General features: G+C 72.0%; 26 protein-coding genes and 1 pseudogene. 12 read left to right on the forward strand and 15 right to left on the reverse strand.

Translation table 11 applies throughout. The features are described from left to right. Window positions 1-19 precede the first annotated feature (19 nt). Window positions 20-928, forward strand: coding sequence for an oxidoreductase (locus ACFY9E_RS37485; protein ID WP_390992439.1), 909 nt, complete (start codon window positions 20-22; stop codon window positions 926-928). A 126-nt stretch (window positions 929-1,054) separates the two neighbouring features. On the opposite strand, the pseudogene ACFY9E_RS37490 reads toward ACFY9E_RS37485, so the two are convergent. Further along, window positions 1,055-1,234 (reverse strand): annotated as a pseudogene (locus tag ACFY9E_RS37490) (tautomerase family protein); the annotation flags it as partial. 138 nt (window positions 1,235-1,372) lie between these two features. Here ACFY9E_RS37490 and ACFY9E_RS37495 point away from each other — a divergent pair. After that, the gene (locus tag ACFY9E_RS37495) at window positions 1,373-1,765 is read left to right on the forward strand and encodes a VOC family protein (protein WP_390992442.1); all 393 of its coding nucleotides are present in this window, start codon (window positions 1,373-1,375) and stop codon (window positions 1,763-1,765) included. A 46-nt stretch (window positions 1,766-1,811) separates the two neighbouring features. Beyond that, on the forward strand, window positions 1,812-2,891 hold the full coding sequence (locus ACFY9E_RS37500) for an adenosine deaminase (RefSeq protein ID WP_390992445.1): 1,080 nt from the start codon (window positions 1,812-1,814) through the stop codon (window positions 2,889-2,891). Here the strand turns inward: ACFY9E_RS37500 and ACFY9E_RS37505 are convergent. The 3 genes from ACFY9E_RS37505 to ACFY9E_RS37515 all read right to left on the reverse strand — a co-directional run bounded on the left by ACFY9E_RS37505 (window position 2,873) and on the right by ACFY9E_RS37515 (window position 4,657). Continuing rightward, window positions 2,873-3,388 carry a DUF664 domain-containing protein gene (locus tag ACFY9E_RS37505; RefSeq protein ID WP_390992448.1) on the reverse strand — a complete coding sequence of 172 codons (516 nt, stop codon included), beginning with the start codon at window positions 3,386-3,388 and terminating at the stop codon, window positions 2,873-2,875. The two genes, ACFY9E_RS37500 and ACFY9E_RS37505, sit on opposite strands and share 19 nt — an antisense overlap. A gap of 27 nt (window positions 3,389-3,415) precedes the next feature. After that, window positions 3,416-3,619, reverse strand: a complete 204-nt coding sequence (locus ACFY9E_RS37510) for a carotenoid oxygenase family protein (RefSeq protein WP_390992450.1) — start codon at window positions 3,617-3,619, stop codon at window positions 3,416-3,418. A gap of 120 nt (window positions 3,620-3,739) precedes the next feature. After that, window positions 3,740-4,657, reverse strand: coding sequence for a LysR substrate-binding domain-containing protein (locus tag ACFY9E_RS37515; RefSeq protein WP_390992453.1), 918 nt, complete (start codon window positions 4,655-4,657; stop codon window positions 3,740-3,742). 117 nt (window positions 4,658-4,774) lie between these two features. Here ACFY9E_RS37515 and mgrA point away from each other — a divergent pair, with 117 nt between their 5' ends. After that, the gene (gene mgrA / locus ACFY9E_RS37520) at window positions 4,775-5,767 is read left to right on the forward strand and encodes an L-glyceraldehyde 3-phosphate reductase (protein WP_390992456.1); all 993 of its coding nucleotides are present in this window, start codon (window positions 4,775-4,777) and stop codon (window positions 5,765-5,767) included. Window positions 5,768-5,812: 45 nt separating this feature from the next. Here the strand turns inward: mgrA and ACFY9E_RS37525 are convergent, their stop codons facing one another. Both ACFY9E_RS37525 and ACFY9E_RS37530 read right to left on the reverse strand, forming a co-directional pair. Continuing rightward, a complete protein-coding gene (locus tag ACFY9E_RS37525) occupies window positions 5,813-6,100 on the reverse strand; it encodes a DUF1905 domain-containing protein (RefSeq protein ID WP_390992459.1) in 288 nt (95 codons plus the stop codon). Between the two features lie 76 nt (window positions 6,101-6,176). Further along, window positions 6,177-6,560 carry a nuclear transport factor 2 family protein gene (locus tag ACFY9E_RS37530; RefSeq protein ID WP_390992462.1) on the reverse strand — a complete coding sequence of 128 codons (384 nt, stop codon included), beginning with the start codon at window positions 6,558-6,560 and terminating at the stop codon, window positions 6,177-6,179. Window positions 6,561-6,894: 334 nt separating this feature from the next. Between ACFY9E_RS37530 and ACFY9E_RS37535 the strand changes: the two genes are divergently transcribed. Genes ACFY9E_RS37535 through ACFY9E_RS37550 form a run of 4 tightly spaced genes read left to right on the forward strand, consistent with a single transcriptional unit; the run spans window position 6,895 to window position 11,714 of the window. Continuing rightward, window positions 6,895-7,305: a hypothetical protein gene (locus ACFY9E_RS37535; protein WP_390992465.1), complete on the forward strand. Its 411-nt coding sequence runs from the start codon at window positions 6,895-6,897 to the stop codon at window positions 7,303-7,305. Window positions 7,306-7,364: 59 nt separating this feature from the next. Continuing rightward, window positions 7,365-9,704 carry an FHA domain-containing protein gene (locus ACFY9E_RS37540; protein ID WP_390992468.1) on the forward strand — a complete coding sequence of 780 codons (2,340 nt, stop codon included), beginning with the start codon at window positions 7,365-7,367 and terminating at the stop codon, window positions 9,702-9,704. A gap of 10 nt (window positions 9,705-9,714) precedes the next feature. Continuing rightward, a complete protein-coding gene (locus ACFY9E_RS37545; protein WP_390992471.1) occupies window positions 9,715-10,722 on the forward strand; it encodes a hypothetical protein in 1,008 nt (335 codons plus the stop codon). Continuing rightward, the gene (locus ACFY9E_RS37550) at window positions 10,719-11,714 is read left to right on the forward strand and encodes a protein kinase (protein ID WP_390992474.1); all 996 of its coding nucleotides are present in this window, start codon (window positions 10,719-10,721) and stop codon (window positions 11,712-11,714) included. Before ACFY9E_RS37545 ends, ACFY9E_RS37550 begins: the two co-directional genes overlap by 4 nt. A 9-nt stretch (window positions 11,715-11,723) precedes the next feature. Here the strand turns inward: ACFY9E_RS37550 and ACFY9E_RS37555 are convergent, their stop codons facing one another. Beyond that, complete coding sequence (locus tag ACFY9E_RS37555) at window positions 11,724-13,022, reverse strand: streptophobe family protein (RefSeq protein ID WP_390992477.1); 1,299 nt, start codon at window positions 13,020-13,022, stop codon at window positions 11,724-11,726. Between the two features lie 180 nt (window positions 13,023-13,202). Between ACFY9E_RS37555 and ACFY9E_RS37560 the strand changes: the two genes are divergently transcribed. After that, the gene (locus tag ACFY9E_RS37560; RefSeq protein WP_390992480.1) at window positions 13,203-14,387 is read left to right on the forward strand and encodes a DUF6777 domain-containing protein; all 1,185 of its coding nucleotides are present in this window, start codon (window positions 13,203-13,205) and stop codon (window positions 14,385-14,387) included. Between the two features lie 9 nt (window positions 14,388-14,396). Here the strand turns inward: ACFY9E_RS37560 and ACFY9E_RS37565 are convergent, their stop codons facing one another. Genes ACFY9E_RS37565 through ACFY9E_RS37575 form a run of 3 tightly spaced genes read right to left on the reverse strand, consistent with a single transcriptional unit; the run spans window position 14,397 to window position 15,531 of the window. Beyond that, window positions 14,397-14,813 carry a PRC-barrel domain-containing protein gene (locus tag ACFY9E_RS37565; RefSeq protein WP_390992483.1) on the reverse strand — a complete coding sequence of 139 codons (417 nt, stop codon included), beginning with the start codon at window positions 14,811-14,813 and terminating at the stop codon, window positions 14,397-14,399. Next, the gene (locus ACFY9E_RS37570) at window positions 14,810-15,394 is read right to left on the reverse strand and encodes a PRC-barrel domain-containing protein (RefSeq protein ID WP_390992485.1); all 585 of its coding nucleotides are present in this window, start codon (window positions 15,392-15,394) and stop codon (window positions 14,810-14,812) included. Before ACFY9E_RS37570 ends, ACFY9E_RS37565 begins: the two co-directional genes overlap by 4 nt. Next, entirely contained in the window at window positions 15,391-15,531 is a 141-nt protein-coding gene (locus ACFY9E_RS37575; protein ID WP_184566165.1) for a hypothetical protein, read from the reverse strand. The genes ACFY9E_RS37570 and ACFY9E_RS37575 overlap by 4 nt, the downstream gene beginning before the upstream one ends. A 187-nt stretch (window positions 15,532-15,718) precedes the next feature. Between ACFY9E_RS37575 and ACFY9E_RS37580 the strand changes: the two genes are divergently transcribed. Beyond that, complete coding sequence (locus ACFY9E_RS37580) at window positions 15,719-16,183, forward strand: ATP-binding protein (RefSeq protein WP_390992488.1); 465 nt, start codon at window positions 15,719-15,721, stop codon at window positions 16,181-16,183. Between the two features lie 122 nt (window positions 16,184-16,305). On the opposite strand, the gene ACFY9E_RS37585 is transcribed toward ACFY9E_RS37580, so the two are convergent. After that, complete coding sequence (locus ACFY9E_RS37585) at window positions 16,306-17,190, reverse strand: SigB/SigF/SigG family RNA polymerase sigma factor (RefSeq protein WP_390992687.1); 885 nt, start codon at window positions 17,188-17,190, stop codon at window positions 16,306-16,308. Between the two features lie 207 nt (window positions 17,191-17,397). Between ACFY9E_RS37585 and ACFY9E_RS37590 the strand changes: the two genes are divergently transcribed. Continuing rightward, window positions 17,398-17,811 carry a helix-turn-helix domain-containing protein gene (locus ACFY9E_RS37590; protein WP_390992490.1) on the forward strand — a complete coding sequence of 138 codons (414 nt, stop codon included), beginning with the start codon at window positions 17,398-17,400 and terminating at the stop codon, window positions 17,809-17,811. A gap of 24 nt (window positions 17,812-17,835) precedes the next feature. On the opposite strand, the gene ACFY9E_RS37595 is transcribed toward ACFY9E_RS37590, so the two are convergent. The 3 genes from ACFY9E_RS37595 to ACFY9E_RS37605 all read right to left on the reverse strand — a co-directional run bounded on the left by ACFY9E_RS37595 (window position 17,836) and on the right by ACFY9E_RS37605 (window position 20,418). Beyond that, window positions 17,836-18,438 (reverse strand): ClpP family protease, encoded by a 603-nt coding sequence (locus ACFY9E_RS37595; protein WP_184854336.1) that lies wholly within the window; start codon window positions 18,436-18,438, stop codon window positions 17,836-17,838. After that, complete coding sequence (locus tag ACFY9E_RS37600) at window positions 18,438-19,079, reverse strand: ATP-dependent Clp protease proteolytic subunit (protein WP_390992493.1); 642 nt, start codon at window positions 19,077-19,079, stop codon at window positions 18,438-18,440. The genes ACFY9E_RS37595 and ACFY9E_RS37600 overlap by 1 nt, the downstream gene beginning before the upstream one ends. A gap of 133 nt (window positions 19,080-19,212) precedes the next feature. Then, window positions 19,213-20,418 carry an alpha/beta fold hydrolase gene (locus ACFY9E_RS37605; protein ID WP_390992496.1) on the reverse strand — a complete coding sequence of 402 codons (1,206 nt, stop codon included), beginning with the start codon at window positions 20,416-20,418 and terminating at the stop codon, window positions 19,213-19,215. Between the two features lie 120 nt (window positions 20,419-20,538). Here ACFY9E_RS37605 and ACFY9E_RS37610 point away from each other — a divergent pair, with 120 nt between their 5' ends. Further along, a complete protein-coding gene (locus tag ACFY9E_RS37610; protein WP_390992498.1) occupies window positions 20,539-21,021 on the forward strand; it encodes a VOC family protein in 483 nt (160 codons plus the stop codon). Window positions 21,022-21,072: 51 nt separating this feature from the next. On the opposite strand, the gene ACFY9E_RS37615 is transcribed toward ACFY9E_RS37610, so the two are convergent. After that, window positions 21,073-21,963 (reverse strand): phosphotransferase, encoded by an 891-nt coding sequence (locus ACFY9E_RS37615; protein ID WP_390992500.1) that lies wholly within the window; start codon window positions 21,961-21,963, stop codon window positions 21,073-21,075. Window positions 21,964-21,973: the final 10 nt, after the last annotated feature.

The following is a 21,973-nucleotide window of genomic DNA, read 5'->3' on the forward strand; positions in this document are numbered from 1 at the left end:
CGTGTGTGAGACTCCGCCGATGAGCTCACCAACGATCACCGCGGCTGCCGCGGGCACCTGGAAACTCGGCGACCTGCCCGTCCACCGCCTGGGCTTCGGCGCGATGCGGCTGACGGGCAGCGCCGCCTTCCACCACGGCACACCGAGCGATCGCGACCGGTCGATCGCCGTCCTGCGCACGGCGATCGACCTCGGCGTGAACCACATCGACACGGCGGCCTTCTACTTCTCGTCGCTGCGCTCCGCCAACGAACTCATCAACAGCGCGCTCGCGCCCTACCCCGACGACCTGGTCATCGTCACCAAGGTGGGCCCGTACCGGGCCTACGACGGGGAGTGGGGCCCCTCGGCCCGCCCCGAGGACCTGCGCGGCCACGTGGAGGAGAACCTGCGCCAGCTCGGCCGCGACCACCTGGACGTGGTCAACCTGCGCCGGATGCCCAGGCACGACTCCATCGCCGAGCACTTCGGCGCCCTCGCCGAGCTGCGCCAGGCCGGCCTGATCCGGCACCTCGGCGTCTCCAACGTCACCCCCCGGCACCTCGCCGAGGCGCAGGCCATCGCCCCCGTGGTCTGCGTCCAGAACCGGTACGCCCTCGACCGCCCCGACCCCGACAGCGACGAACTCCTCCGCATCTGCGGCGAACAGGGCATCGCCTTCGTGCCGTTCTACGCCGTCGCCGGCGAAGCCGCCGAGCAGGGCGCCACCACCGCCCACGACGAGGACGTCCGCGCCGTGGCCCGGGCCCATGGGGCGAGCCCCGCCCAGATCCGCCTCGCCTGGACCCTGCACCAGGGCCCCCACGTCCTCGCCATACCCGGCACCGGCAACCCCGACCACCTCGCGGAGAACGTGGCCGCGGGCGCCATCCGCCTCACCGGCGAGGAACTGAGCCGGCTCGGCAGACTGCACCACGAGACCGCTTGAGCGACCTCTGCAGCTCGTGCTCCTCGCACCACGCCTGCACCGCGTGCGGCCGAACCCCGGAAGAACGCGTACGACGCGTGGTCCTCGCGCCGATCCCAGCCGGTTTTCCCACGGAACGCCTCGTCCGCCGTGCCGCAGGGTGCCGCTCGTGCCGTCGTGGTCCGTCAGGACCTGGAACCGGTCGTCGGGCGGAATGCCGATCGTCTCCGTCAAGGCGTCGTGCACGGTACGGCCGAGTGTGGCGAGGCACTCGGGACCGGCCCGGAGCGGGTCGTCCCGGAGCGTGTCGATGCGCACGAAGGGCATGGAGGCCTCCGAGTGTGGTCGCGAATGAGTGTACGTACTAGTAGGTACAGAACTCGGACCGACCGTCGGCGGGCGGTTGGCATCGGCGGGGTTTTACGTATAACCTCTCCGGTCAACCGCCCGCTCCGAGAGGCCCCGATGAGACGTATCGCCCTGGTCACCCTCGTCGTCGACGACTACGACGAGGCGATCCGCTTCTACACCGACGCCCTCGGATTCCGGCTCACCGAGGACGCTCCCCGGCCCGACGGGTCCCGGTGGGTCGTCGTCGAACCCGGTACCCCGGGAGCCGGCACCGGACTGCTGCTGGCCCGCGCCAAGGGGGACGACCAGGCCGCCCGGGTCGGCGACCAGACCGGCGGGCGGGTCGGGTTCTTCCTGCACACCGACGACTTCGCCCGCGACCACGCCCGGATGACCGCCGCCGGCGTGACCTTCCTGGAGGAGCCGCGGCACGAGCCGTACGGCAGCGTCGCCGTCTTCCAGGACCTGTACGGCAACCGCTGGGACCTGCTCCAGCCCGCCGGCTGACCCCTTCCCGCCGCTTCGAACCACCCGCCCGAGGAAAGACCCCGCCATGACTGCTACGCGCGTAGACGCCGACCTGATCCGCCGCCTGCCCAAGGCCGTGCTGCACGACCACCTCGACGGTGGCCTGCGCCCCGCCACCGTGGTGGAGCTGGCGGAAGCGGTCGGTCACACCCTGCCCACCACCGACCCGGACGAGCTCGCCGCCTGGTACTACGAGGCCGCCAACTCCGGTGACCTGGTGCGCTACATAGCCACCTTCGAGCACACCCTCGCCGTGATGCAGACCCGCGAGGGACTGTTGCGCACCGCCGAGGAGTACGTGCTCGACCTGGCCGCCGACGGCGTGGTGTACGGCGAGGTGCGCTACGCCCCCGAGCTGAACACCAACGGCGAGCTGACCATGGCCGAGGTCGTGGAGACCGTCCAGGAGGGCCTCGCGGCGGGCATGGCGAAGGCGGCCGCCGCGGGGACGCCGGTGCGGGTCGGCACCCTGCTGTGCGGGATGCGGATGTTCGACCGGGTGCGAGAGGCGGCCGACCTGTCCGTGGCGTTCCGCGACGCGGGTGTCGTCGGCTTCGACATCGCCGGCGCCGAGGACGGCTTCCCGCCCGCCGACCACCTCGCCGCCTTCGAGCACCTGCGCCGCGAGAACGTGCCGTTCACCATCCACGCGGGCGAGGCGCACGGCCTGCCCAGCATCCACCAGGCCCTCCAGGTGTGCGGCGCCCAGCGCATCGGGCACGGAGTGCGGATCACCGACGACATCCCCGACCTCGCCGCGGGCAAGCTCGGCCGGCTGGCGAGCTGGGTGCGCGACCGGCGCATCGCGCTGGAGATGTGCCCGACGTCCAACCTCCAGACGGGCGCCGCCACCTCGATCGCCGAACACCCGATCACCGCGCTCAAGGACCTCGGCTTCCGCGTCACCCTCAACACCGACAACCGGCTGGTGTCGGGCACCACGATGACCCGCGAGATGACCCTGCTGGTCGAGGAGGCGGGCTGGACCGTCGAGGATCTGCGCACGGTCACCGTCAACGCGCTCAAGAGCGCGTTCCTCCCGTTCGACGAGCGGAACGCACTCATCCGGGACGTCGTCCTGCCCGGCTACGCCGCCGCGCTCTGAAGCAGCCCGCGGAGGTAGGCGGCCTGTCCGACGTGCTGAAGGTCGTCGGACAGGACGCTGACCAGCCGGACGCCCAGGGTGACCGGCGGGTCCCAGCGCTCGTCGACCACGCGCTCCAGGTCCTTGGCGGCCAGGCCCCGCAGGGCCTCCAGGCTCTGCTCGTGCACGGCGTCGTAGTAGCCGGTCAGCAGCTCGCCCGAGTCGACCCGGACCTTGGCGACCTTCGCGGGGCTGTGGCCGTAGCCCGTGTCGCGCCGGGGCAGGTCGAGGCCGAAGCGCTTCTCCCAGTCCTGGGACAGCCACACCTGGTCGTGGCCGAAGGCGTCGGACAGATGGTCGTCCTGGACGCGGGTGAGGTGCCAGACCAGCCAGGCGATGGAGTTGGTGTCGGGGGCGGGCCGGGCGCTCAGCTCGTCGGGCCCGAGCCCCTCGACGGTGGCGTGGACTTCTTCGCGGATGCGGTTGTAGCCGTCGATGAGGATGTCCTTCGCATGCATGGTTCCACCATCGCGCATCACCGAGGATCACGCGTCGGGAATCCAGCTCCCGTGGAAGCCCAGCGGCACCCGCCCGGGCAGATGGATACGGCCCACCGGCTCCCCGGTGAAGTCCGGGGCCGCGAGGATCGGCGGGTCCGACGCCCCGCGGCCGGGGTTACGCATGTACGCGATCGCATCCCCTTCGTCCTCCGCCGCCCTCCCGTCGCACGGGTCGGACGGCACGAACACGGCCGTGCTCGCCGCCGCGTCACGGGCAGCCGGTGCACCCGGAGGTGCCGCGCGGCAGGTCGTGCCGACCGCCGTCGGCCTCGGGAACGGTCACGAGGCCGCTGTGCGGGACGGGTCGGGTCAGGAGGGGCGGACACCCTCCTGGGCTGGTGCCGGACCCCCTGTCTCCAGCAGGGCCATCAGCGCCCGGGCCGCCGGACTGGTCGCCTGCTCGGGCGGCAGCAGGGCGACCGTCTCGTAGACGGCGTCCCCGGTGCCCTTCACCGGCAGCGCGGTCAGCGAGGCACGCTTGTGCCGGAAATGGCGTGGCACCACGGCGATGCCCAGGTCCTCGTCCACGAGGTCGAGGAGGCTGTGCACGTCGTTGACCTCCAGGGCGACGCTGCGGCGGACGCCCGCCGCGGCGAAGGCCGCGTCGGTGGTGCGCCGGGGCCCCCAGTCGGGGTGGAAGTCGACGAAGACCTCACCGCCGAGATCCTCCGGCGTGACCGCGACCCCGGCCGCGGCGAGCCGGTGGCTCGGATGGCACAGCACGGTCATCGGCTCGCTCGTGAGCGGTACGGCCCGTAGCTGGTCGGTGTCCTCCCGGGCGGTGCGCACGGCGAACGCCATGTCCAGACGCCCGGCCGCGACCTCCTCCGCGAGAGCCCACGAGCCCGCCTGCCGCAGGCAGATCTCCACGTCCGGGTGGCGCCGCCGGAACGCCGCCAGCAGCCCCGCCACGTGCACCCCGGCGATGCACTGCTCGGACCCGAGCGCGAGCATCCCGCGCAGCACGCCCTGCACCGCCGCCACCGCCTCGTGGGCCGAGCGGACCTGCGCGAGGATCCGCTCCGCCTCGCCGAGCAGCGCCCGCCCGGCCGGGGTCAGCGTCACCCGGCGGGTCGTCCGCACGAACAGCGGTGTCTGCAGCTCCCGCTCCAGCGCCCGGATGGAGGCCGACAGGCCCGACTGGGACACCAGGAGGCGTTCCGCCGCCCGGGTGAAGTGCTGGTCCTCGGCGACCGCGACGAAGTGCTGCAAGTGGCGCAGTTCCATGACTGAGAAGCGTAGCCGCTGAATTCCATCGGATTCTTCTGTTGGACGCATGGGTGCAGGTCACGCCAGAGTGGACACCGGTTTCATCCCGACCGCGCCAACCCCTCTGGAGTCGCGTTGTACACCGCACACCCCGACCGCTACGCGGACATGCCCTACCGGCGCACCGGACGCAGCGGTCTGAAGCTCCCCGCGCTCTCGCTCGGCCTGTGGCACAACTTCGGCCCGGACCGGCCCGTCGAGACGCAGCGCGCCATCCTGCGCCGCGCCTTCGACCTCGGCGTCACCCACTTCGACCTCGCCAACAACTACGGCCCGCCGCCCGGCGCCGCCGAGTCCGCGCTGGGTGAATTCCTGAAGACGGACTTCGCGCCGTACCGAGACGAGCTGGTGATCTCCACCAAGGCCGGCTACCTGATGTGGCCCGGCCCGTACGGCGAGTGGGGCTCGCGCAAGTACGTGCTGTCCTCGCTGGACCAGAGCCTGCAGCGGATGGGCCTGGACTACGTCGACATCTTCTACTCGCACCGCCCCGACCCGGACACCCCGCTCGAGGAGACGATGGGGGCCCTGCACTCGGCGGTGCAGCAGGGCAAGGCGCTGTACGTCGGCGTCTCCAACTACTCCGCGGAGCAGACCCGCGAGGCCGCCCGCATCCTGGGCGAGCTGGGCACCCCACTCCTCATCCACCAGCCGCGCTACTCGATGCTGGACCGCCGCCCCGAGGACGAGGGCCTGCTCGACGCCCTCGACGAGCTCCAGGTCGGCTCCATCGTGTTCTCCCCGCTGGAGCAGGGCATGCTCTCCGCCCGCTACCTCGACGGCATCCCCGAGGACTCCCGGGCGGCGAGCGACAGCCCCTTCCTGAACTCCGACGCGCTCACCGAGGACCTGGTGGGCCGGCTGCGCGATCTGAACGACATCGCGAAGTCCCGCGGTCAGACCCTGGCCCAGATGGCACTGGCCTGGGTGCTGCGCGGCGGCCGGGTCACCTCCGCGCTGGTCGGCGCGAGCAGCGCGCAGCAGATCGAGGACAGCGTCGGAGCCATCCGCAACCTGGACTTCGACGGGGACGAGCTGGCCCGGATCGACGCCATCGTCAAGCAGTAGCGGGTCCGCGTGCCCCGGGGACGGACGCCCCCCGGGGCATGCCGGCTAGGAGCCGATCCGCTCCTGGAGGCGCACGGTCACCGTGTCGCCCTCCTCCTTGCCGATGGCCTTGCGCACGTCCGCCTTCACGGGCAGCTTGTGCGTGCCGTCCCCCAGCGCCATGAACGAGCTGCGGAACGGGTGACCGTCGATCGTCCCGCGGACCTTGACCAGGCCGCGGGTGCCGAAGAAGTCGACGGACCGGGGCCAGACCAGATAGGTCCAGCCACCCTCGGCGGGGCTCTTGCGCAGAACGGCGGTGAACTCCGCGTCCAGTTCTCCCGTGGTGGCCATGACGTCCTCCGGTGCTCGGCGGTCTCTTTCCCCTACAGACCGCCGGACACCGCGGAACTCATCGCGGACGCCGGCCTCACGCCCCGGCCGGGACCCGGTCCAGGAAGCCGAACACGGCCCGGATCCGGCCCTGCCCGTCCAGGGTGATCACATCCGATCCGGCGACCGGCGACGAGCCGTCGGCCACGCTCACCAGCTCCCATGAGAAGCGGGCGGTGTCGTGATGCCCGTCGACACCCCCGTTGAGCCGGAACTCGAACCCCGGGAACTGCTCCTGGACCGCCGCGATCACCGCGGCGATGCCGTCATGACCCCTGACGTCGGCCAGAGGGTCGGTGTAGGTGCCGTCCCCGGACCAGGCGGCGGCGACGGCCTTGGCGCGCGCCGCCGGGTCCTGGGCGTTCCAGGCCTCGAAGTAGCGGGCGACGGCGTCCTCGTGGCGGTGGGTGGTTGCGGACATGGGTGATCAGCCTCCAGGAAGGTCGTACCTGCTGGTCAGAGCCCGGGTCCCGCACTGGCCGAACCCGGTAGGACCACCCTGCCCGCACCCGCCGGGAGCGTCGATTACCTCCCGCGTCATGGGGCGTCGCCACCGCTGGCCGGGTTTCGGCCACCCAGGTGCGCATATGCCAGGAGAGTGGCCGGAAAGTCGTGGTGACAGTGATTCAGTAGTGAACATACTGACCTGCGAGAGCGTTTTCACATCGAGCGACGGCGCCCTCACGCACAGCACGCGAGCCGCAGAAGAAGCGAGGCCGGACCGGCGGACGGGCAGGGCCACGGGGGAGGGTCACGTGCACGACGAGTTTCTGTGCCACGTCACGGCGTACGGAGTCTGCGACGGCCGCCGTATCGGAGTGCCCCTCGGTACCTACCGGGCGCCCACCCTCGCCCTGGCCCTGTGGTGGCTGCGCGACCGCGCCTCCTGGATCGCCCAGCGCCTCGACCCGCGGCCCGACGCCGAGCACTTACCGCCGGGCGCGCTCGTGCCGGTCGCCCCCACCGTGCCCGACGTGCCCATGCTGCTGCGCGCCTGGTGCGCCGATCCCGCCCAGCAGGAGCGGGTCGCCGAGGAGTTGGCGGCCGGACGGCTGGTGCGGATCGCCACCAGTGACGACACCACGGAATACGAACTGCTCGCCGAATCCGTGGACGCCCTGCGGATGCAGCGCACCGCTCCCTTCGTCGGCATCTCCGTCGGCTGACCCGCTGCCGGCTTTGCTCGCCCAGGCGCACAACAGGGCAAATCGGTAGAATCTTGACCATGGCGCAACCCTCGGTAGCACCAGAGCTCGTCCTGGAGACGGAGACGGGCACCACCGTGATGATTCCGGGCCGCGACTACCACGTGGGGCGCGATCCGCTGTGCGACATCGTCATCGACGACGACCGGGTCTCCTGGCATCACGCGGTGCTGCGGCCCGAGGACGGTCACTGGACCATCGAGGACGAGGACAGCACCAACGGCACCTACGCGGACGGCCGGCGCATCCACGAGTGGGACGTCGGACCCGGCAGTGTCATCCGCTTCGGCAGTCCGGCCGACGGGCCGCGCATGACCCTCACGGGCCGCCCCGCACCCGCCGCACCCACCCCGGAACGCCCCTCCGCCGTCTCCATGCCGGCCCACACCGGCACCTACCGGCAGCCCACGACCGTACGGCCGCTGCCCTCCCGTACCGTCCGCATCGGTCGCGCCACCGACAACGACCTGGTCATCGACGACCTCGTGGTCTCGCGCCGGCACGCCGAACTGCGCGCCCTGGCCGACGGAACCTATGAGATCACCGACCTGGGCAGCCACAACGGCACGTACCTCAACGGCAGCCCCGTCACCACCGCCCCGGTCGGCCCGGGCGACATCGTCGGCATCGGTCACTCGGCGTTCTGCCTCGTCGGCGACCAGCTCCAGGAGTACGTCGACACCGGCGAGGTCTCGCTCGACGTGCAGGACCTCGCCGTCACCGTCGAGCACGGCCGCAAGACGCTCCTCGACCACGTGTCGTTCCCGGTGGGGGAGAAGTGCCTGCTCGCCGTCGTCGGCCCGAGCGGCGCCGGCAAGTCCACCCTCCTCAACGCCCTCACCGGTCAGCGCCCCGCGGACCACGGCACCGTCCTCTACGACGGCCGTGACCTCTACCGCGACTACGCCGAGCTGCGCCAGCGCATCGGCCTGGTTCCGCAGGACGACATCCTGCACGCGCAACTGACCGTCCGCAAAGCCCTCTCCTACGCCGCCGAACTGCGCTTCCCGCAGGACACCGCCAAGGCCGAGCGGCGCGCCCGGGTCGACGAGGTCATCCGTGAACTGGGCCTGGAGCAGCGCGCGGACCAGCCCGTGCACAGCCTCTCCGGCGGTCAGCGCAAGCGCGTCAGCGTGGCCCTGGAACTGCTGACGAAGCCGTCGCTGCTGTTCCTCGACGAGCCGACCTCCGGCCTCGACCCCGGCATGGACCGCTCCGTGATGCACATGCTGCGTGGCCTCGCCGACGACGGCCGGACCGTCATCGTCGTCACCCACAGCGTGCTCAGCCTGGACGTGTGCGACCGGCTCCTCGTACTCGCGCCCGGCGGGAAGATCGCCTATTACGGGCCGCCCGAGGACGCCCTGTCGTTCTTCGGCTTCGAGGAGTGGCCGGAGGCCTTCGAGGCCTTCGAACGCGACACGGACCGGGACTGGGCGGGGGACTACCTCGCCTCGCCCTTCCACGGCCGGTACGTGGCCGACGCCTCCGCGCAGCCCCAGCAGCCCCGCTCCGGGCCCGTCGTCATCACCGCCCCGCCCCGGCCGCGCAGCCGGGGTGCCCAACTCGGCACGCTGGTGCGCCGGTACGCGGCCGCGCTGAGCGCCGACCGCACCTTCCTGATCATCATGATCGCCCTGCCGTTCGTGATGGGCGCCATGGCCCGAGCCCTGGCGGGCGGCAAGCTGACGCTCGACACGGCGATGAACGCGCTGCTCATCCTGTGCGTCGGCGCGGTGCTCACCGGTGCGGCCAACGCCGTGCGCGAACTCGTCAAGGAACGCGTGATCTACCAGCGGGAACGGGCGGTGGGTCTCTCCAGATCGGCGTACCTGATGTCCAAGGTCATCGTCCTGGGAGTCATCACCGTGCTCCAGGCGGTGGTGCTGACCCTGGTCGCCCTGTTCGGCGTGGACCTCAACGCACCGGGCGGTGAAGGCGTGCTGATGCCGCCCCTGGTGGAGATCACGGTCGCCGTCGCCCTGCTCGCGTTCACGGCGATGATGCTCGGCCTGCTCATCTCCTCGCTGGTGCGCAAGGAAGAGGTGACGATGCCGCTGCTCGTGCTCGTCGCCATCGTCCAGGTCGTCTTCTGCGGAGCCCTGCTGAAGCTGGCCGACACCCCCGGACTGGAGCAGCTGGGCTGGCTGGTTCCGGCGCGCTGGGCGCTGGCGGCGATGGCCGGGACCGTGGGCCTGGCCCGGATCGTGCCCGACGACCTGACGAAGGACCCGCTCTTCGAGCACTCGGCGGGCACCTGGCTGCTGGACGTGGGGATGCTGGTCGTGCTGTCGGTGCTCTTCGGGTTCCTCGTGTCCCGGATGCTGCGCCGGCGCGAACCGGCCGTCATGCGGAAGTAGGGGAGCGCCGATGACGACCCCCGGCTTCCGGCCCACGCACGTCGTCCCGCAGCACGGGATGCCCGCCTGGGAGGCACCCGACCCGTCCCGGCCCACCGTCGACCTCGACCCCCTGCTGCCGGTGCAGCTCCTGGAGCGGCAGGGCGACTGGGGGCACGTGCTGTGCTTCAACGGCTGGTCGGCGTGGGTCGACGGCCGCCGCCTGGTCGCCGTACCGCAGGACCCGCCCGCCGCGGACGGGCCGCTCACCCACGCCGCCGATCCGCGGCCGCTGCTGAGCCGGGCACAGGAAGCCCTGGCGCGCTACCGCTCCGCGGTCGAGGACCTCGCGGGCGGTCTCGACCGGGAGTCCTTCCGCGCCCGCACCCGTGGCACGCGGATCGGCGTCGTCGTCGACGGCGAGTCCGTGTGGCTCTACGACTCCGCCCACGGGCACTGGGTGTACGCCGACGGCACCCGGATGACCACGTACGCCACGGGCGAGACACCCGGAGCCGCACCGGAGTCCCGCTCCGCCGCAGCGCCCGTGCATCCGCCCACACGGGTGGTGCCGTCCGAGGGGCCCGGGGAGACGCCCCGCGCCGCGACGCCCCCTCCGGCCGACGCACCGGCACCCGCGCGAAGCGCCCCCGCCGGGCCGACACGGGTGGTGCCGCCCGAGGCGCCCGAGCCGACCGGAATCGCGCCTCCCGAGGCTCCGCCGCCGGCCCGGGTCCTGGCGCCGGACGCTCCCGAGCCCACCCGGGTGGTACCGCCCGAGGCGCCCGAGCCGACCGGGATCGCGCCTCCCGAGGCTCCGCCACCGACCCGGGTGGTGGCTCCGGAGACACGCGAACCGAGGGGTGCTCCCGAGCCGACGCGGGTCGTGGCCCCTGATGCCGCCGAGCCGACGCGCCTCATGTCACCGCAGGGCGACGAGGGCGACGAGGAGGCCGGACACACGGCTGAGGCACCGCCCACGCGGGTGGTGGGGCGTGAGCCCACCCGGGTCGTGTCGCCCGAGGGGGAGGACCGTTGAACCGCGAGACGAGCCTGTTCTCGGGGCGGCCCTCCGAGCTGATCGGGCAGCAGATCGCCGGGTACCGGATCGAGCAGGAGATCGGGCGCGGCGGCATGGCCGTCGTCTACCGCGCCCGCGACCTGCGCCTGGAACGCACCGTCGCCCTGAAGCTGCTCGCCCCGGAACTCGCCCGCAACGACACCTTCCGCCGCCGCTTCACCCATGAGTCCCGGGCCGCCGCGGCGATCGACCACCCGCACATCGTGCCCGTGTTCGAGGCCGGCGAGACGGACGGTGTGCTGTACATCGCCATGCGGTACGTCGCGGGCAGCGACCTGCGGCATGTCCTCGACCGCGACGGCCCGATGCCGATCGTCACCGCCCTGCGCGTCGCCGCGCAGCTCGCCTCCGCGCTCGACGCGGCCCACGACAACGGACTGGTCCACCGGGACGTCAAGCCCGGCAACATCCTGGTGTCCCGCGGCACCGACAGCGACCACCCCGAGCACGTCTACCTCACCGATTTCGGCCTGACGAAGAAGTCGCTGTCGCTGACCGGCTTCACGACGGTCGGCCAGTTCGTCGGCACGCTCGACTACGTCGCCCCCGAGCAGATCTCCGGCAAACCGGTCGACGCACGCTGCGACGTGTACGGCTTCGCCTGCGTCGTCTTCGAGACCCTGGCCGGCCATCCGCCCTTCCTCCGCGACGACGACATGGCCCTGCTCTGGGCCCACCAGTACGACCAGCCTCCGCCGCTGACCGAGGACCGGCCCGACCTCAACCCCGGGGTCGACCGCGTCCTCGCCCAGGCCCTCGCCAAGAGCCCCGACGACCGGTACCCGTCCTGCCTCGCCTTCGTCGCCGCCCTGCGCGCCGCGACGACCGGCGGTAGGACCGGGGCCACCCGGCCGCCGACGCGCGTGGAGCGGCAGCTGCCGGGTGCGGGGGAGGAGCGGCCCAAGCCGCCGCCGCGCTGGGCCGAGCCGGTGTTCGTGCAGCGGACGTAGCGCGCGGCGTCAGCCCTCGCTGTCGGAGCGCACTTCGCCGCGGCGCCGTACGTGCCGCGCCAGCAGCGCCCCGGCGCACCCGGTCACCAGCCCCCACGGGACGGCCAGGCCCACGGCGCCCCACAGCCTGGGGCGCAGGAACAGCTCACCCCCGAGGCCCCCGCCCAGGTCGCCGATGCCGAGCACGGACAAGCCGTAGTGCGCGGAGATGCGCCCGACGAGGCAGATCATGAAGACCGTGAGCACGAGGGCGACCGTCATGTGCACGGCGTGCTGCCAGGCCCGCACCCGCGCCGGTGACCGCGCCGCCATCACGAACGCGGCGGCCAGCAGCAGTACGACGTCGACGACCAGCAGCCACCACACCCGGCCGTCGTGCTCGGAAAGGGTCCGCAGATTCAGTTCGGAGACGTCCGGGGTGCGCAGCACCTCGTCGAGCACATGCGGCATGGGCAGCCCGAACGGCCCCTCCACCCTGCCGTTCCAGGTGGCGCCCAGTCCGATCGTCAGCGCCAGCCACACCAGGTTGGGCAGGCCGAGAAGGATCACCGCGAACGTCTCCCGCACGTGACCTTTGGCCGCCGCGACGACGAGGGCGACGACCACGCCGATGACGACGCAGGCCAGCAGCAGCGCCACCATCGCGTACGCGGCCGGACGCACCGACGCCTGGAAGCGCAGCAGCCCGGGGGGCAGCGGGGCCCCGCGCGACACCAGCAGCGCCAGCACCAGCACACCGGCCAGCCACACCACCGCGACGAACACGGACAGCGGAACGTCGGTGGTGAAGCCGATCTTCGGTGAGGCGCCGAACAGGTCGCCGAGTTCTGCGAGCGTGTCGTCCCCGAGGGAGAGGTCGAAGGTGTGGCGGGCGGCGAGCGTCAGACCGATCAGCGCGAGCAGCCACAGGACCGCCACCCGGCCGGCCCAGCCGGCCAGCTCCGCCGCCCCGGCGACCGCGCGGTGCCGCAGCGGCCGCAGGAAGCCCCAGGCGATCACCAGCGCACCGGTGAGCGTGACGGACAACGGAATGACCGTCAGGCCGGCCTGCGTGTCGGCGAGGTCGCCGGCGCTTCCGGCGAGCTTCACCGTGCCGCCGACGGCGGTGACCATGGTGGCCGCGACGACGGGGGCGAAGGCGCCGTCCGGAAGGTCGGCGGCCCCGGCCGCCCACAGGCCCAGGGCGGCCACCACCGCCATGGCGAGCAGCCCCCCGAGCACCGTGACGAGGGCATGCGCCCAGCCGTGGCGGGCGACGGCCCGCTCGCCGGAGGTACGTGCCTGGCCGGAGGGGGTGCGCGAAGTCACGCTGCCACGCTAGGCAAACCCTTCGCAGGGCGCTCGCCGGAGAGGTCCGTCCGCGTCGGCTTGCGGGGCGTACGGGGCTGGAGCACACAATGAACTCGTAATGGAAAAAGCGGCATGCACCCGGATGAAACGCCTCAGGTGTGTGAAGGCCGCAGAGAACCCACGAGGGAAGAAGAGCTCGTGAGCGTCGATCCGCCGTCGTCCGGCCGCCCCACAGGACCTCCCTCCGGCCCGCTGTCGGGTCCCTCCCAGCCGCCCTCGGGCGGCGGCCCGCCCTCGGAGCCGCCCAGCGGGGGCGGCAAGGAGCCGGAGCCCCGCCGCCCGTGGTGGGGGTCCGTACCCCGTGTCGCGATCATCGCCACCGCCGTGGTGGCCGCGGTGATCCTCGCCGTGGTGCTGTCCCGCCCCGACAACGGCGGCACCGGTGCGTCCGACGGCGGCACCAGCACGTCCAGCGGCGAGGTCTTCCTCCAGCCGGCGGCCGACACGGGCCCGGACGCGTTCACCGAGTCGACGGCGGAGGAGAAGAGCTCCGCCTCGCCGGTCTCGCCCTCGGGGGCCACCGAGTCGGCGCCCCAGAACGCCGTCCAAGGCGTGAAGGGCGACGCGCCGGGCCTGTACGGCGGCACCCGCAACGTCGCCAGCTGTGACGTGGAGAAGCAGATCGCCTACTTCGAGGACGCCCCGGACAAGCAGGGCGCCTTCGCCTCGGTCGCCGGAATCAAGCCCTCCGAGGTCCCCGCCTACCTGCGCTCGCTCACCCCCGTGCAGTTGCGTATGGACACCCGCGTCACCAACCACGGCTACAAGAACGGCGCCCCCACCAGCTACCAGGCCGTCCTCCAGTCCGGCACGGCGGTGCTCGTCGACGAGCGCGGCGTACCCCGGGTGCGCTGCGCCTGCGGCAACCCGCTCTCCCCGCCGGTCGCCCAGCAGAGCGCGCCGAAGACGACCGGCGACGCGTGGCCGGGCTACAAGTCGTCGAACGTCGTCATGGTGACGCCCGCGCCGAAGCCGGTCGACGTCTTCGTGATGTGCGAGCCGGACGGCGAGTGGTTCGAGCGCCACAAGGGCGACACGGGCACGAAGGACCACAAGACCAAGAAGCCGGACAAGCCCTCCCCGTCGGCGAGCGTCACCACTCCGACGGCACCGTCCGACTCGACGTCGTCGCAACCGCCCTCGAGCGAGCCGCCGACCTCGGACACGGACACCTCGGGGCCGACGACGGACGAGCCGCCGTCGTCCGACACCCAGCAGCCTCCGCCCGACAGCGACACCGGGAGCGGCACCGGGGGCGACACCGGGGGCGACACCGGGGGCGACACAGGAAGCGGCACGACGGAACAGCCTCCGGCCTCCTGAGCCGCGCGCTCAAGCGGCGCGGACCACCAGGGCGTAGTCGCCGAGCCCGAGCAGCCGATCGGCCGGCAGGTCGCCGTGGGCGGTGACGACCGCCTCGATCCGGCCCGTCTCGGGTTCGAACGCGACGTCCTGGACGGTGCCGAGCGTGTCACCCGTCTCGGTGAGGATCCTGAGACCCGGCAGCTCGTGGTGCACGGGCACCTCGGCCGGGGCGGCGGTCGTGCGGACCAGGACCGCGTCCGGGCCGATGGCGTGCAGCGAGCCCCAGGCCAGCACCGTGTCCTTGCGGGAGTGCCGGCTCCGCACCCGGACGTGGGTGACCACACCGGACACGGCGTCGACCGTCAGCGACCTCAGGACGCCGACCTCGTCCGCCTCGGTCAGCGTCAGCACCGGCAGCCCCCGAGCCTCGGAGAACAGCATCACGGGGTCGTCCCCTCCCGCCCGTCCCGGAAGGCGCCGACCCGGGCGACGAAGGCCGGCAGGTCGTCGGCGACGTAGCGGGTGGCGTCCGCCGGAATGACCAGGGCGCGACCGGAGACGGCGAGCGTCTCGCCGCGCGGCACGTACACCCGGTGCCTGCGGCGCCGCGAGCCCTGCACCAGGGCCTTGCCGGCGGCGATGCGGAATCCCACGACCCGGCCGCTGGTCCCGCCCTCGATGATCACGTCGAGCACCGTGCCGACCTCGGCACCCTCGTCGGTCAGCACCTTCGCGTGCAGCACCCGGCCCTGCTGGGCCTCGCGCCGGGCCACCACGACGGACGTGTCCTGCAGGGCGAGGGCGTCGGGGATCATGACCGCGTGCGGACCCAGCGCGTGCACCGCCGACCAGGGCAGGCTCTGCTTCAGCGGCCCCGCCAGCAGACCCCGGCCGCTGAGGGTGAAGCCGGTGACACGGCCGGCGGCGGCGTCGAAGACGGTGTCCTTGACCTGCGCGACGGCGTCACCGCCCAGGGTGACCACCGGCAGGGTCGTCAGGCTCCGTGCGGCCAGCAGCTCGTTCATCGCAGGCCCTTCCCGCCGGGCCGGCGCCGGACCGCGATGACGGTCCCCGAGCGCCGGCCGGCCTGCACGGCGAGCGTCACCACCGCTACGGCGGCGAGTGCCGCGATCACCACGACCAGCCATGTCCACCAGGCCACCGCGCACCTCCGGCGATCCGGTCCGGCCGCCTTCGGCCGGACCTGATTCCTTCCGGGTGCCCCGCGGAAGGGGGACAATGCCCGGGGCACCGAACGGGCTGAGAAGTGTCAGGACTGCGAAGCCCGACTCGGGGTACGAGCACTGATGCAGAGCGTCCGGCCAGTCCGGCTTCCCAGAGAGAAAAGAATGATCGACCACCTGGACGGGGCAGTGATACCGACTGGTTTCGACGTGCCCGTTGAACCGCTGTGGCGAGCGGCGCACTACACCGGCGAGCAGGGCTGCATCGCCGAGGCGCGGTCCTTCGCAGCGCTCTTTCTCGAACAGCTCAGGACCGAGTGGTGCGCACACATCGACGAGCGCGTCGACGGCGCCGTACTGCTGGTGGTGAGCGAGCTGGTCACCAACGCCGACCGGCACAGCAACGGGCCCTACATCCTGGAGCTCGTCGGCACCGACACCACGGTGGCGGTGTCGGTCTACGACAGCAGCTCCGCACTGCCCCGCATCTTCCCCCGCGACCCCGAGCGCATTGGCCGGCACGGCCTGGAGATCGTCCACGCGCTCGCGGAGCAGGTCAGCGTGGAACGGGTACCGGTGGGCAAGCGAGTGCGTGCCGTGCTGCCCCTCGCCGAGGGAACCAACGCCTGACCGCCCGGGTCGACACCTCACCCGGGCGGCTCATGTCGTCGCGGTCTCTTCTGATGAGCGAATGTGCGGGTGCCGCCCCACTCCCGCGTGTGGGACGGCACCCGCTGGTCCGCCGTTCGCGCTCAGGCGCAGCCCAGCTCGCCCAGCATGCCCTCGCGCAGCCGCGTGATGATCCGCTTGATCAGCCGGGAGACGTGCATCTGCGAGCAGCCGAGCCGCTCACCGATCTCCGCCTGGGTGGCCTCCTCCACGAACCGCATGTGGATGATCTGCCGGTCGCGCTCGCTGAGCTCCGCCATCAGCGGGGCGAGCGAGTGGAAGTCCTCGACGAGCCGCAGCCCGTCCTCCTCCACTCCGATGAAGTCGGCCAGGACCGCCTCGCCGCCTTCCGGGCCGTCGCCGGTGAGCGCGGCGTCCAGCGACGACGAGTTGTACCCGTTCGCCGCGATCTGCCCCTCCACCACCTGGCGCTCGGAGATGTTCATGAGCGTCGCCAGCTCGGCGACCGTCGGCTCGCGGTCCAGTCGGCTGGCGAGCTCCTCACGGGCCTTGGCCAGCTCCACGCGCAGCTCCTGCAGCCGCCGCGGCACGTGCACCGCCCACGTGGTGTCCCGGAAGAAGCGCTTGATCTCACCGACGATGTACGGCAGCGCGAAGGAGGTGAACTCCACCTCCCGCGAGAGCTCGAACCGGTCGATGGCCTTGATCAGGCCGATCATGCCGGTCTGGACGATGTCCTCCATGTCGTCGCCGCGGCCGCGGAACCGTCCGGCCGCGAAACGCACGAGCGACATGTTCATCTCGATCAGAGTGTTGCGCGCGTACTGGTACTCGTGCGTGCCCTCTTCGAGTTCCGTCAGGCGCTGGAAGAACTGGCGGGACAATTCCCTCGCGTCCCGCGGGGCCACGGACCGCGGGTCCACGACCGGCAGTGCTCCGTCACCCGCGCCGGCTTCGGTGTTCTCTTCGACGACCTGTGCCTTCGACCGGATCACGGCGGTCTCCATTACCTCTCCCACGAACGTCACGGCGGACATCTGCATAGGTACTCCCGAGTTGCGGGTACCCGGGCCGCCCCTCACCATGCCCTTCAATTTTCTCATGGGCGTAATCAGAGGGAATGTACCGCTACGCCTTGCCCGGGGTGCGGTGATTCCACCCAGGGCGGAACGCCGGGCCCTTCCGCCGACGGCCATGATTCCTAGGCTGGAGCGGTGAGCAACCACCGGCCGAACGAAGCCCGAGTCATCCCGCTGCGCCCGCACGGTGCGCGCCCCGTCGGCGCGCCACCGCGCCAGGCGCCGCAGGCCCCCGCCGTGAAGGAGCCGCTGTGGCGGGACCTGGTGGGTGACGTCCTGCGCCGTGAGCGCCTCGCGCAGGAGCGCACCTTGAAGGACGTCGCCGACCAGGCACGGATCTCCATGCCCTACCTCTCCGAGGTGGAGCGGGGCCGCAAGGAGGCCTCCTCGGAGGTCCTCGCGGCCGCCGCCCACGCCCTCGGGCTGAACCTCGGCGACCTGCTGACGAGGGCGCAGGGCGAGCTGACCCGCGTCACGTCGCGCTATGCCGGCGGCGGCCGCCGCGGGGCGTCCGCCTCGTCGCACGACGGGATGTGCCTGGCCGCCTGAGCCGCGTACGGGCCGGCCGGTGCCTCAGACCCTCACGAGGCGCCGGCTGAGCACCTCGTCGGCCAGCCCATAGCCCACCGCCTCCTGCGCGGTGAACACCTTGTCGCGGTCCATGTCGGCCCGCAGAGCCGCCACGTCGTGGTGGGTGTGCCGCGCCAGCACCTCCTCCACCTGGGAGCGGATCCGCACCATCTCCTTGGCCTGGAGGGCCAGGTCGGACACCATGCCGCGCTGCCCGCCGGCGGCCGGCTGGCCGAGCAGCACCCGTGAGTGCTCCAGCACGAACCGCCGCCCCGGGTCCCCGCCGGCCAGCAGCACGGCCGCCGTGGAGGCCGCCTGCCCGACGCAGAACGTGGAGATCGGCGCCTGCACGAACGTCATGGTGTCGTAGATGGCCATGAGCGAGGTGAACGAGCCGCCCGGTGAGTTGATGTAGATCGCGATCTCGCTCTCCGGGGAGGACGACTCCAGGTGGAGGAGCTGGGCGATGACGACGTTGGCGACGCCGTCGTCGATCTCGGTGCCGAGGAAGATGATCCGCTCGGACAGCAGCCGGCTGAAGACGTCGTAGGACCGCTCGCCCTGCGGGGTGCGCTCGACGACGTTCGGAATCGTGTACGAACCCATCACTGGAGCCCCATCCTGCGTCGGGTGGCCGCCGGGCGGACGTCCGAGAGGGACTCCACGACCCGGTCCACCATGCCGTACTCCCTGGCCTCCTCGGCCGTGAACCAGCGGTCCCGGTCACCGTCCCGGGAGACGGTCTCCGGGCTCTGGCCGGTGTGCTCCGCGGTGATCCGCTCGATGGTCCGCTTGGTGAACTCCAGGTTCTCCGCCTGGATCTCGATGTCTGCCGTCGTGCCGCCGATGCCCGCCGAGGGCTGGTGCATCATGATCCGCGCGTTCGGCAGCGCATAGCGCTTGCCCGGCGCGCCGACGCTCAGCAGGAACTGCCCCATGCTGGCCGCGAAACCCATGGCCAGCGTGGAGACGTCGTTCGGGATGAGCCGCATCGTGTCGTAGATGGCGAGGCCCGCGTGCACCGCCCCGCCCGGGCTGTTGATGTACAGGCTGATGTCGGTGTGCGCGTCCTCCGCGGACAGGATGAGCAACTGGGAGCAGACCCGGTTCGCGGAGACCTCGTCGACCTGGGTGCCCAGCAGCACGATGCGCTGCGCGAGCAGCTGGGCGGCCAGGTGGTCGTCGAAACGGGTCGGAGGGGTGTCGCCCTCCTCCGCCCGCGGGGCGAGCGTCGTGAGTGGAGTCATCGGTTCTCCTCGTCGCGGCAGCGAGTGCCTGGACTGTCGGGGATGTGCCGTCGACTCCACTGTTGACCTCGGGTGATGCCCGTGAACGGTTTCTCTGCCCTCGGCAGATCCGCTACCGGCGGAGCCCGAAGGCTCAGCCCTTCCCGCGCAACTGGCCGAAGAACGCCCGCACATCACCGACCAGCAGGTCCGGCTCCTCCATCGCCGCGAAGTGGCCGCCGCGGTCGAACTCCGTCCAGTGGACGATGTTGTCCGTCCGCTCCGCCTTGTGGCGCAGCGGGATCTGGGGGTCGCCGAAGAAGGACGCCACCCCGGTGGGCGCGGTGGAGGGCTCCTGCGGGGCGGCGATCCTCTCGCCCCGGGCGTGGGCGCGCTCGTAATAGACCCGGGCGGACGAACCGGCCGTGCCCGTCAGCCAGTACAGCATCACGTTGGTGAGCATCAGGTCCCGGTCGACGGCCTCTTCGGGCAGCTCACGGGAGTCCGTCCACTCCCGGAACTTCTCGACGATCCAGGCCAGTTGCCCCACGGGTGAGTCCGTGAGCGCGTAGGCCAGGGTCTGCGGCCGGGTGGACTGCACATGGAAGTAGCCCGTGCCGTCGCGGGACCACTCCTGCCACCGTCGCCACGAGGTGAGCGTCCGCTCCCGCTCCGCGGGGCTCAGTGCCTCCAGCTCCCCGGCGGTCGGCTCGGTGGCCGCCTGCGCGCCCGGCAGGAGATTGAGGTGGACGCCGACCACCCGGCCGGGGTGGACGCGGCCCAGTTCGCGGGAGACGGCCGCACCCCAGTCACCGCCCTGCGCGCCGAACCGCTCGTAGCCGAGGCGCGTCATCAGCTCGGCCCACGCGTCGGCGATCCGGCGCGCCTCCCAGCCGGTCTCCCGGGTGGGCCCGGAGAACCCGAAACCGGGAATGCTCGGCAGCACGACATGGAAGGCGTCGGCCGGATCGCCGCCGTGGGCGGCCGGGTCCGTCAGCGGTCCGACGACGTCGAGGAACTCCACGATCGACCCCGGCCATCCGTGCGTGACGACCAGAGGGGTGGCGTCGGGCTCGGGGGAGCGGATGTGGGCGAAGTGCACCCGCGCCCCGTCGATCTCGGTGGTGAACTGCGGCCACGCGTTCAGCCGCGCCTCCGCGGCCCGCCAGTCGTACGCGTGCCGCCAGTACCGCACCAGCTCGCGCAGATAGCCCGACGGAACGCCGTAGGTCCAGCCCACGCCGGGCAGCTCGTCGGGCCACCGGGCCCGGTCGAGGCGGTCGTGGAGATCGTCGAGGTCGCTCTGCGGTACGTCGATGCGGAAGGGACGGATGCCGCTGTCGGCGGGCGTGGGCGTCATCCCGCGATGCTAGTTCCGAACGGTGTACCGGCCACCTGAATTTGCCCGTCCCCGACCGATGAGTTCCGGGGCGGGGCCCGGTCGACAGTGGTGACAGCGTTCCGGCGTGCAGGAGGACTCATGACCACCGACGGTTTCACCACGTGTCTCTGGTTCGACGGCCAGGCCGAGGAGGCCGCCCATCACTACGTCTCGATCTTCAAGAACTCCAGCATCGGCAAGATCGCGCGCTACCCCGAGGGAGCGCCCCAGGCCGCCGGCAGCGTGATGACCGTCGAGTTCACGGCCAACGGGCACAGGTTCCTCGGGCTCAACGGCGGCCCCCAGTTCACGTTCACCGAGGCCACCTCCTTCATGATCCACTGCGAGAACCAGGAGGAGATCGACTACTACTGGACCAGGCTCACCGAGAACGGCGGCGAGCCCGGCCCCTGCGGCTGGCTCAAGGACAGGTTCGGCCTGTCCTGGCAGGTCGTCCCGGACCGGCTCGACGAGATGATCACCGACCCGGATCCGGCGAAGGCGGCCCGGGTGACCCAGGCGTTCATGGCGATGAGCAAGTTCGACCTCGCCGCCCTGGAGAAGGCGTACGCGGGCGAGTGAGGTGCCGCGGCCAGGGGCAGGGCCGTGCCCTGCGGGGATGCCGCCCTGCCCTCACGCCGCCTCGGCCAGGATCTCCCGGATGACGTACCGGGAGTTCTCCGCGACGGGCGGGTTCGTCTCCCAGTAGTACGGCAGCGCGATGACGGCGATCGACAGGGCCCAGCCCCGGGCCCGTGCCCATTCGGCCTCGCCGGCGCCCACGGCCGCGCGGAACAGACCGCGGGCCGCGCCGGGCAGCAGGCACCAGGCGCCGATGAGGTCGACGGCGGGATCGCCGACCCCCACCGTGCCGAAGTCGATCACGGCGCTCAACCGTCCGCCCGTGACCAGGAGATTCCCGGCCATCAGGTCGCCGTGCGCCCAGACGGGCGGCCCGGTGTGCTCCGGAGCCCGCAGGGCCTCTTCCCACACCTCGGTCACCGCGGCGGTGTCGACCCGTCCCGTGAGCTGCGCGAGCGCGTCACGCAGGAAGGGGTCCCGGGTCGCCAACGGCACTCCCCGGTACCCCGGAGGGCCCTCGGACGCGTCGATACGGCGCAGGGCCGTGAGGTACGCCGCCAGGTCCTCGGCGAGCAGCTCGGGCTCCTCGAGCCGGCCGGGCACCGGGTTGCGGCCGTCCAGCCAGCCGTAGACCGACCAGGGCCAGGGGAAGCCGTCGCCGGGTTCGCCCCGGCCGAGGGGCTCGGGCGAGGCGGCGGGCAGCCCCGGGCCGAGCCGGGGCAGCCAGCGCAGTTCGTGGGCGATCGCCTCCACGGCGCGGGGGTGCCGGGGGAGACGGACGACCTTGTCCGCGCCGAGGCGGAACATGGCGTTCTCCGTCCCGGACGACTCCAGCCGCCGCAGCGGCAGCCCGGCCCACTGCGGGAACTGCCCGGCGATCAGCCGGCCGACGAGCGTCACGTCGATGTCCAGCTCGTCCTCATGCATGCGCACGGTGCTCATGGGGCCCATT

The sequence above is a fragment of the Streptomyces sp. NPDC012466 genome, assembly GCF_042955215.1.
Lineage (GTDB): Bacteria > Actinomycetota > Actinomycetes > Streptomycetales > Streptomycetaceae > Streptomyces.

Coding starts and splice junctions, on each gene's coding strand:
- ACFY9E_RS37485 (WP_390992439.1), top strand. CDS start 20: ATGAGCTCACCAACGATCACCGCGGCTGCCGCGGGCACCTGGAAACTC.
- ACFY9E_RS37580 (WP_390992488.1), top strand. CDS start 15,719: ATGATCGACCACCTGGACGGGGCAGTGATACCGACTGGTTTCGACGTG.
- ACFY9E_RS37615 (WP_390992500.1), bottom strand. CDS start 21,963: ATGAGCACCGTGCGCATGCATGAGGACGAGCTGGACATCGACGTGACG.
- ACFY9E_RS37525 (WP_390992459.1), bottom strand. CDS start 6,100: ATGGCCACCACGGGAGAACTGGACGCGGAGTTCACCGCCGTTCTGCGC.
- ACFY9E_RS37540 (WP_390992468.1), top strand. CDS start 7,365: ATGGCGCAACCCTCGGTAGCACCAGAGCTCGTCCTGGAGACGGAGACG.
- ACFY9E_RS37610 (WP_390992498.1), top strand. CDS start 20,539: ATGACCACCGACGGTTTCACCACGTGTCTCTGGTTCGACGGCCAGGCC.
- ACFY9E_RS37545 (WP_390992471.1), top strand. CDS start 9,715: ATGACGACCCCCGGCTTCCGGCCCACGCACGTCGTCCCGCAGCACGGG.
- ACFY9E_RS37605 (WP_390992496.1), bottom strand. CDS start 20,418: ATGACGCCCACGCCCGCCGACAGCGGCATCCGTCCCTTCCGCATCGAC.
- ACFY9E_RS37500 (WP_390992445.1), top strand. CDS start 1,812: ATGACTGCTACGCGCGTAGACGCCGACCTGATCCGCCGCCTGCCCAAG.
- ACFY9E_RS37600 (WP_390992493.1), bottom strand. CDS start 19,079: ATGACTCCACTCACGACGCTCGCCCCGCGGGCGGAGGAGGGCGACACC.
- ACFY9E_RS37570 (WP_390992485.1), bottom strand. CDS start 15,394: ATGAACGAGCTGCTGGCCGCACGGAGCCTGACGACCCTGCCGGTGGTC.
- ACFY9E_RS37585 (WP_390992687.1), bottom strand. CDS start 17,190: ATGGAGACCGCCGTGATCCGGTCGAAGGCACAGGTCGTCGAAGAGAAC.
- ACFY9E_RS37595 (WP_184854336.1), bottom strand. CDS start 18,438: ATGGGTTCGTACACGATTCCGAACGTCGTCGAGCGCACCCCGCAGGGC.
- ACFY9E_RS37515 (WP_390992453.1), bottom strand. CDS start 4,657: ATGGAACTGCGCCACTTGCAGCACTTCGTCGCGGTCGCCGAGGACCAG.
- ACFY9E_RS37495 (WP_390992442.1), top strand. CDS start 1,373: ATGAGACGTATCGCCCTGGTCACCCTCGTCGTCGACGACTACGACGAG.
- ACFY9E_RS37530 (WP_390992462.1), bottom strand. CDS start 6,560: ATGTCCGCAACCACCCACCGCCACGAGGACGCCGTCGCCCGCTACTTC.
- ACFY9E_RS37505 (WP_390992448.1), bottom strand. CDS start 3,388: ATGCATGCGAAGGACATCCTCATCGACGGCTACAACCGCATCCGCGAA.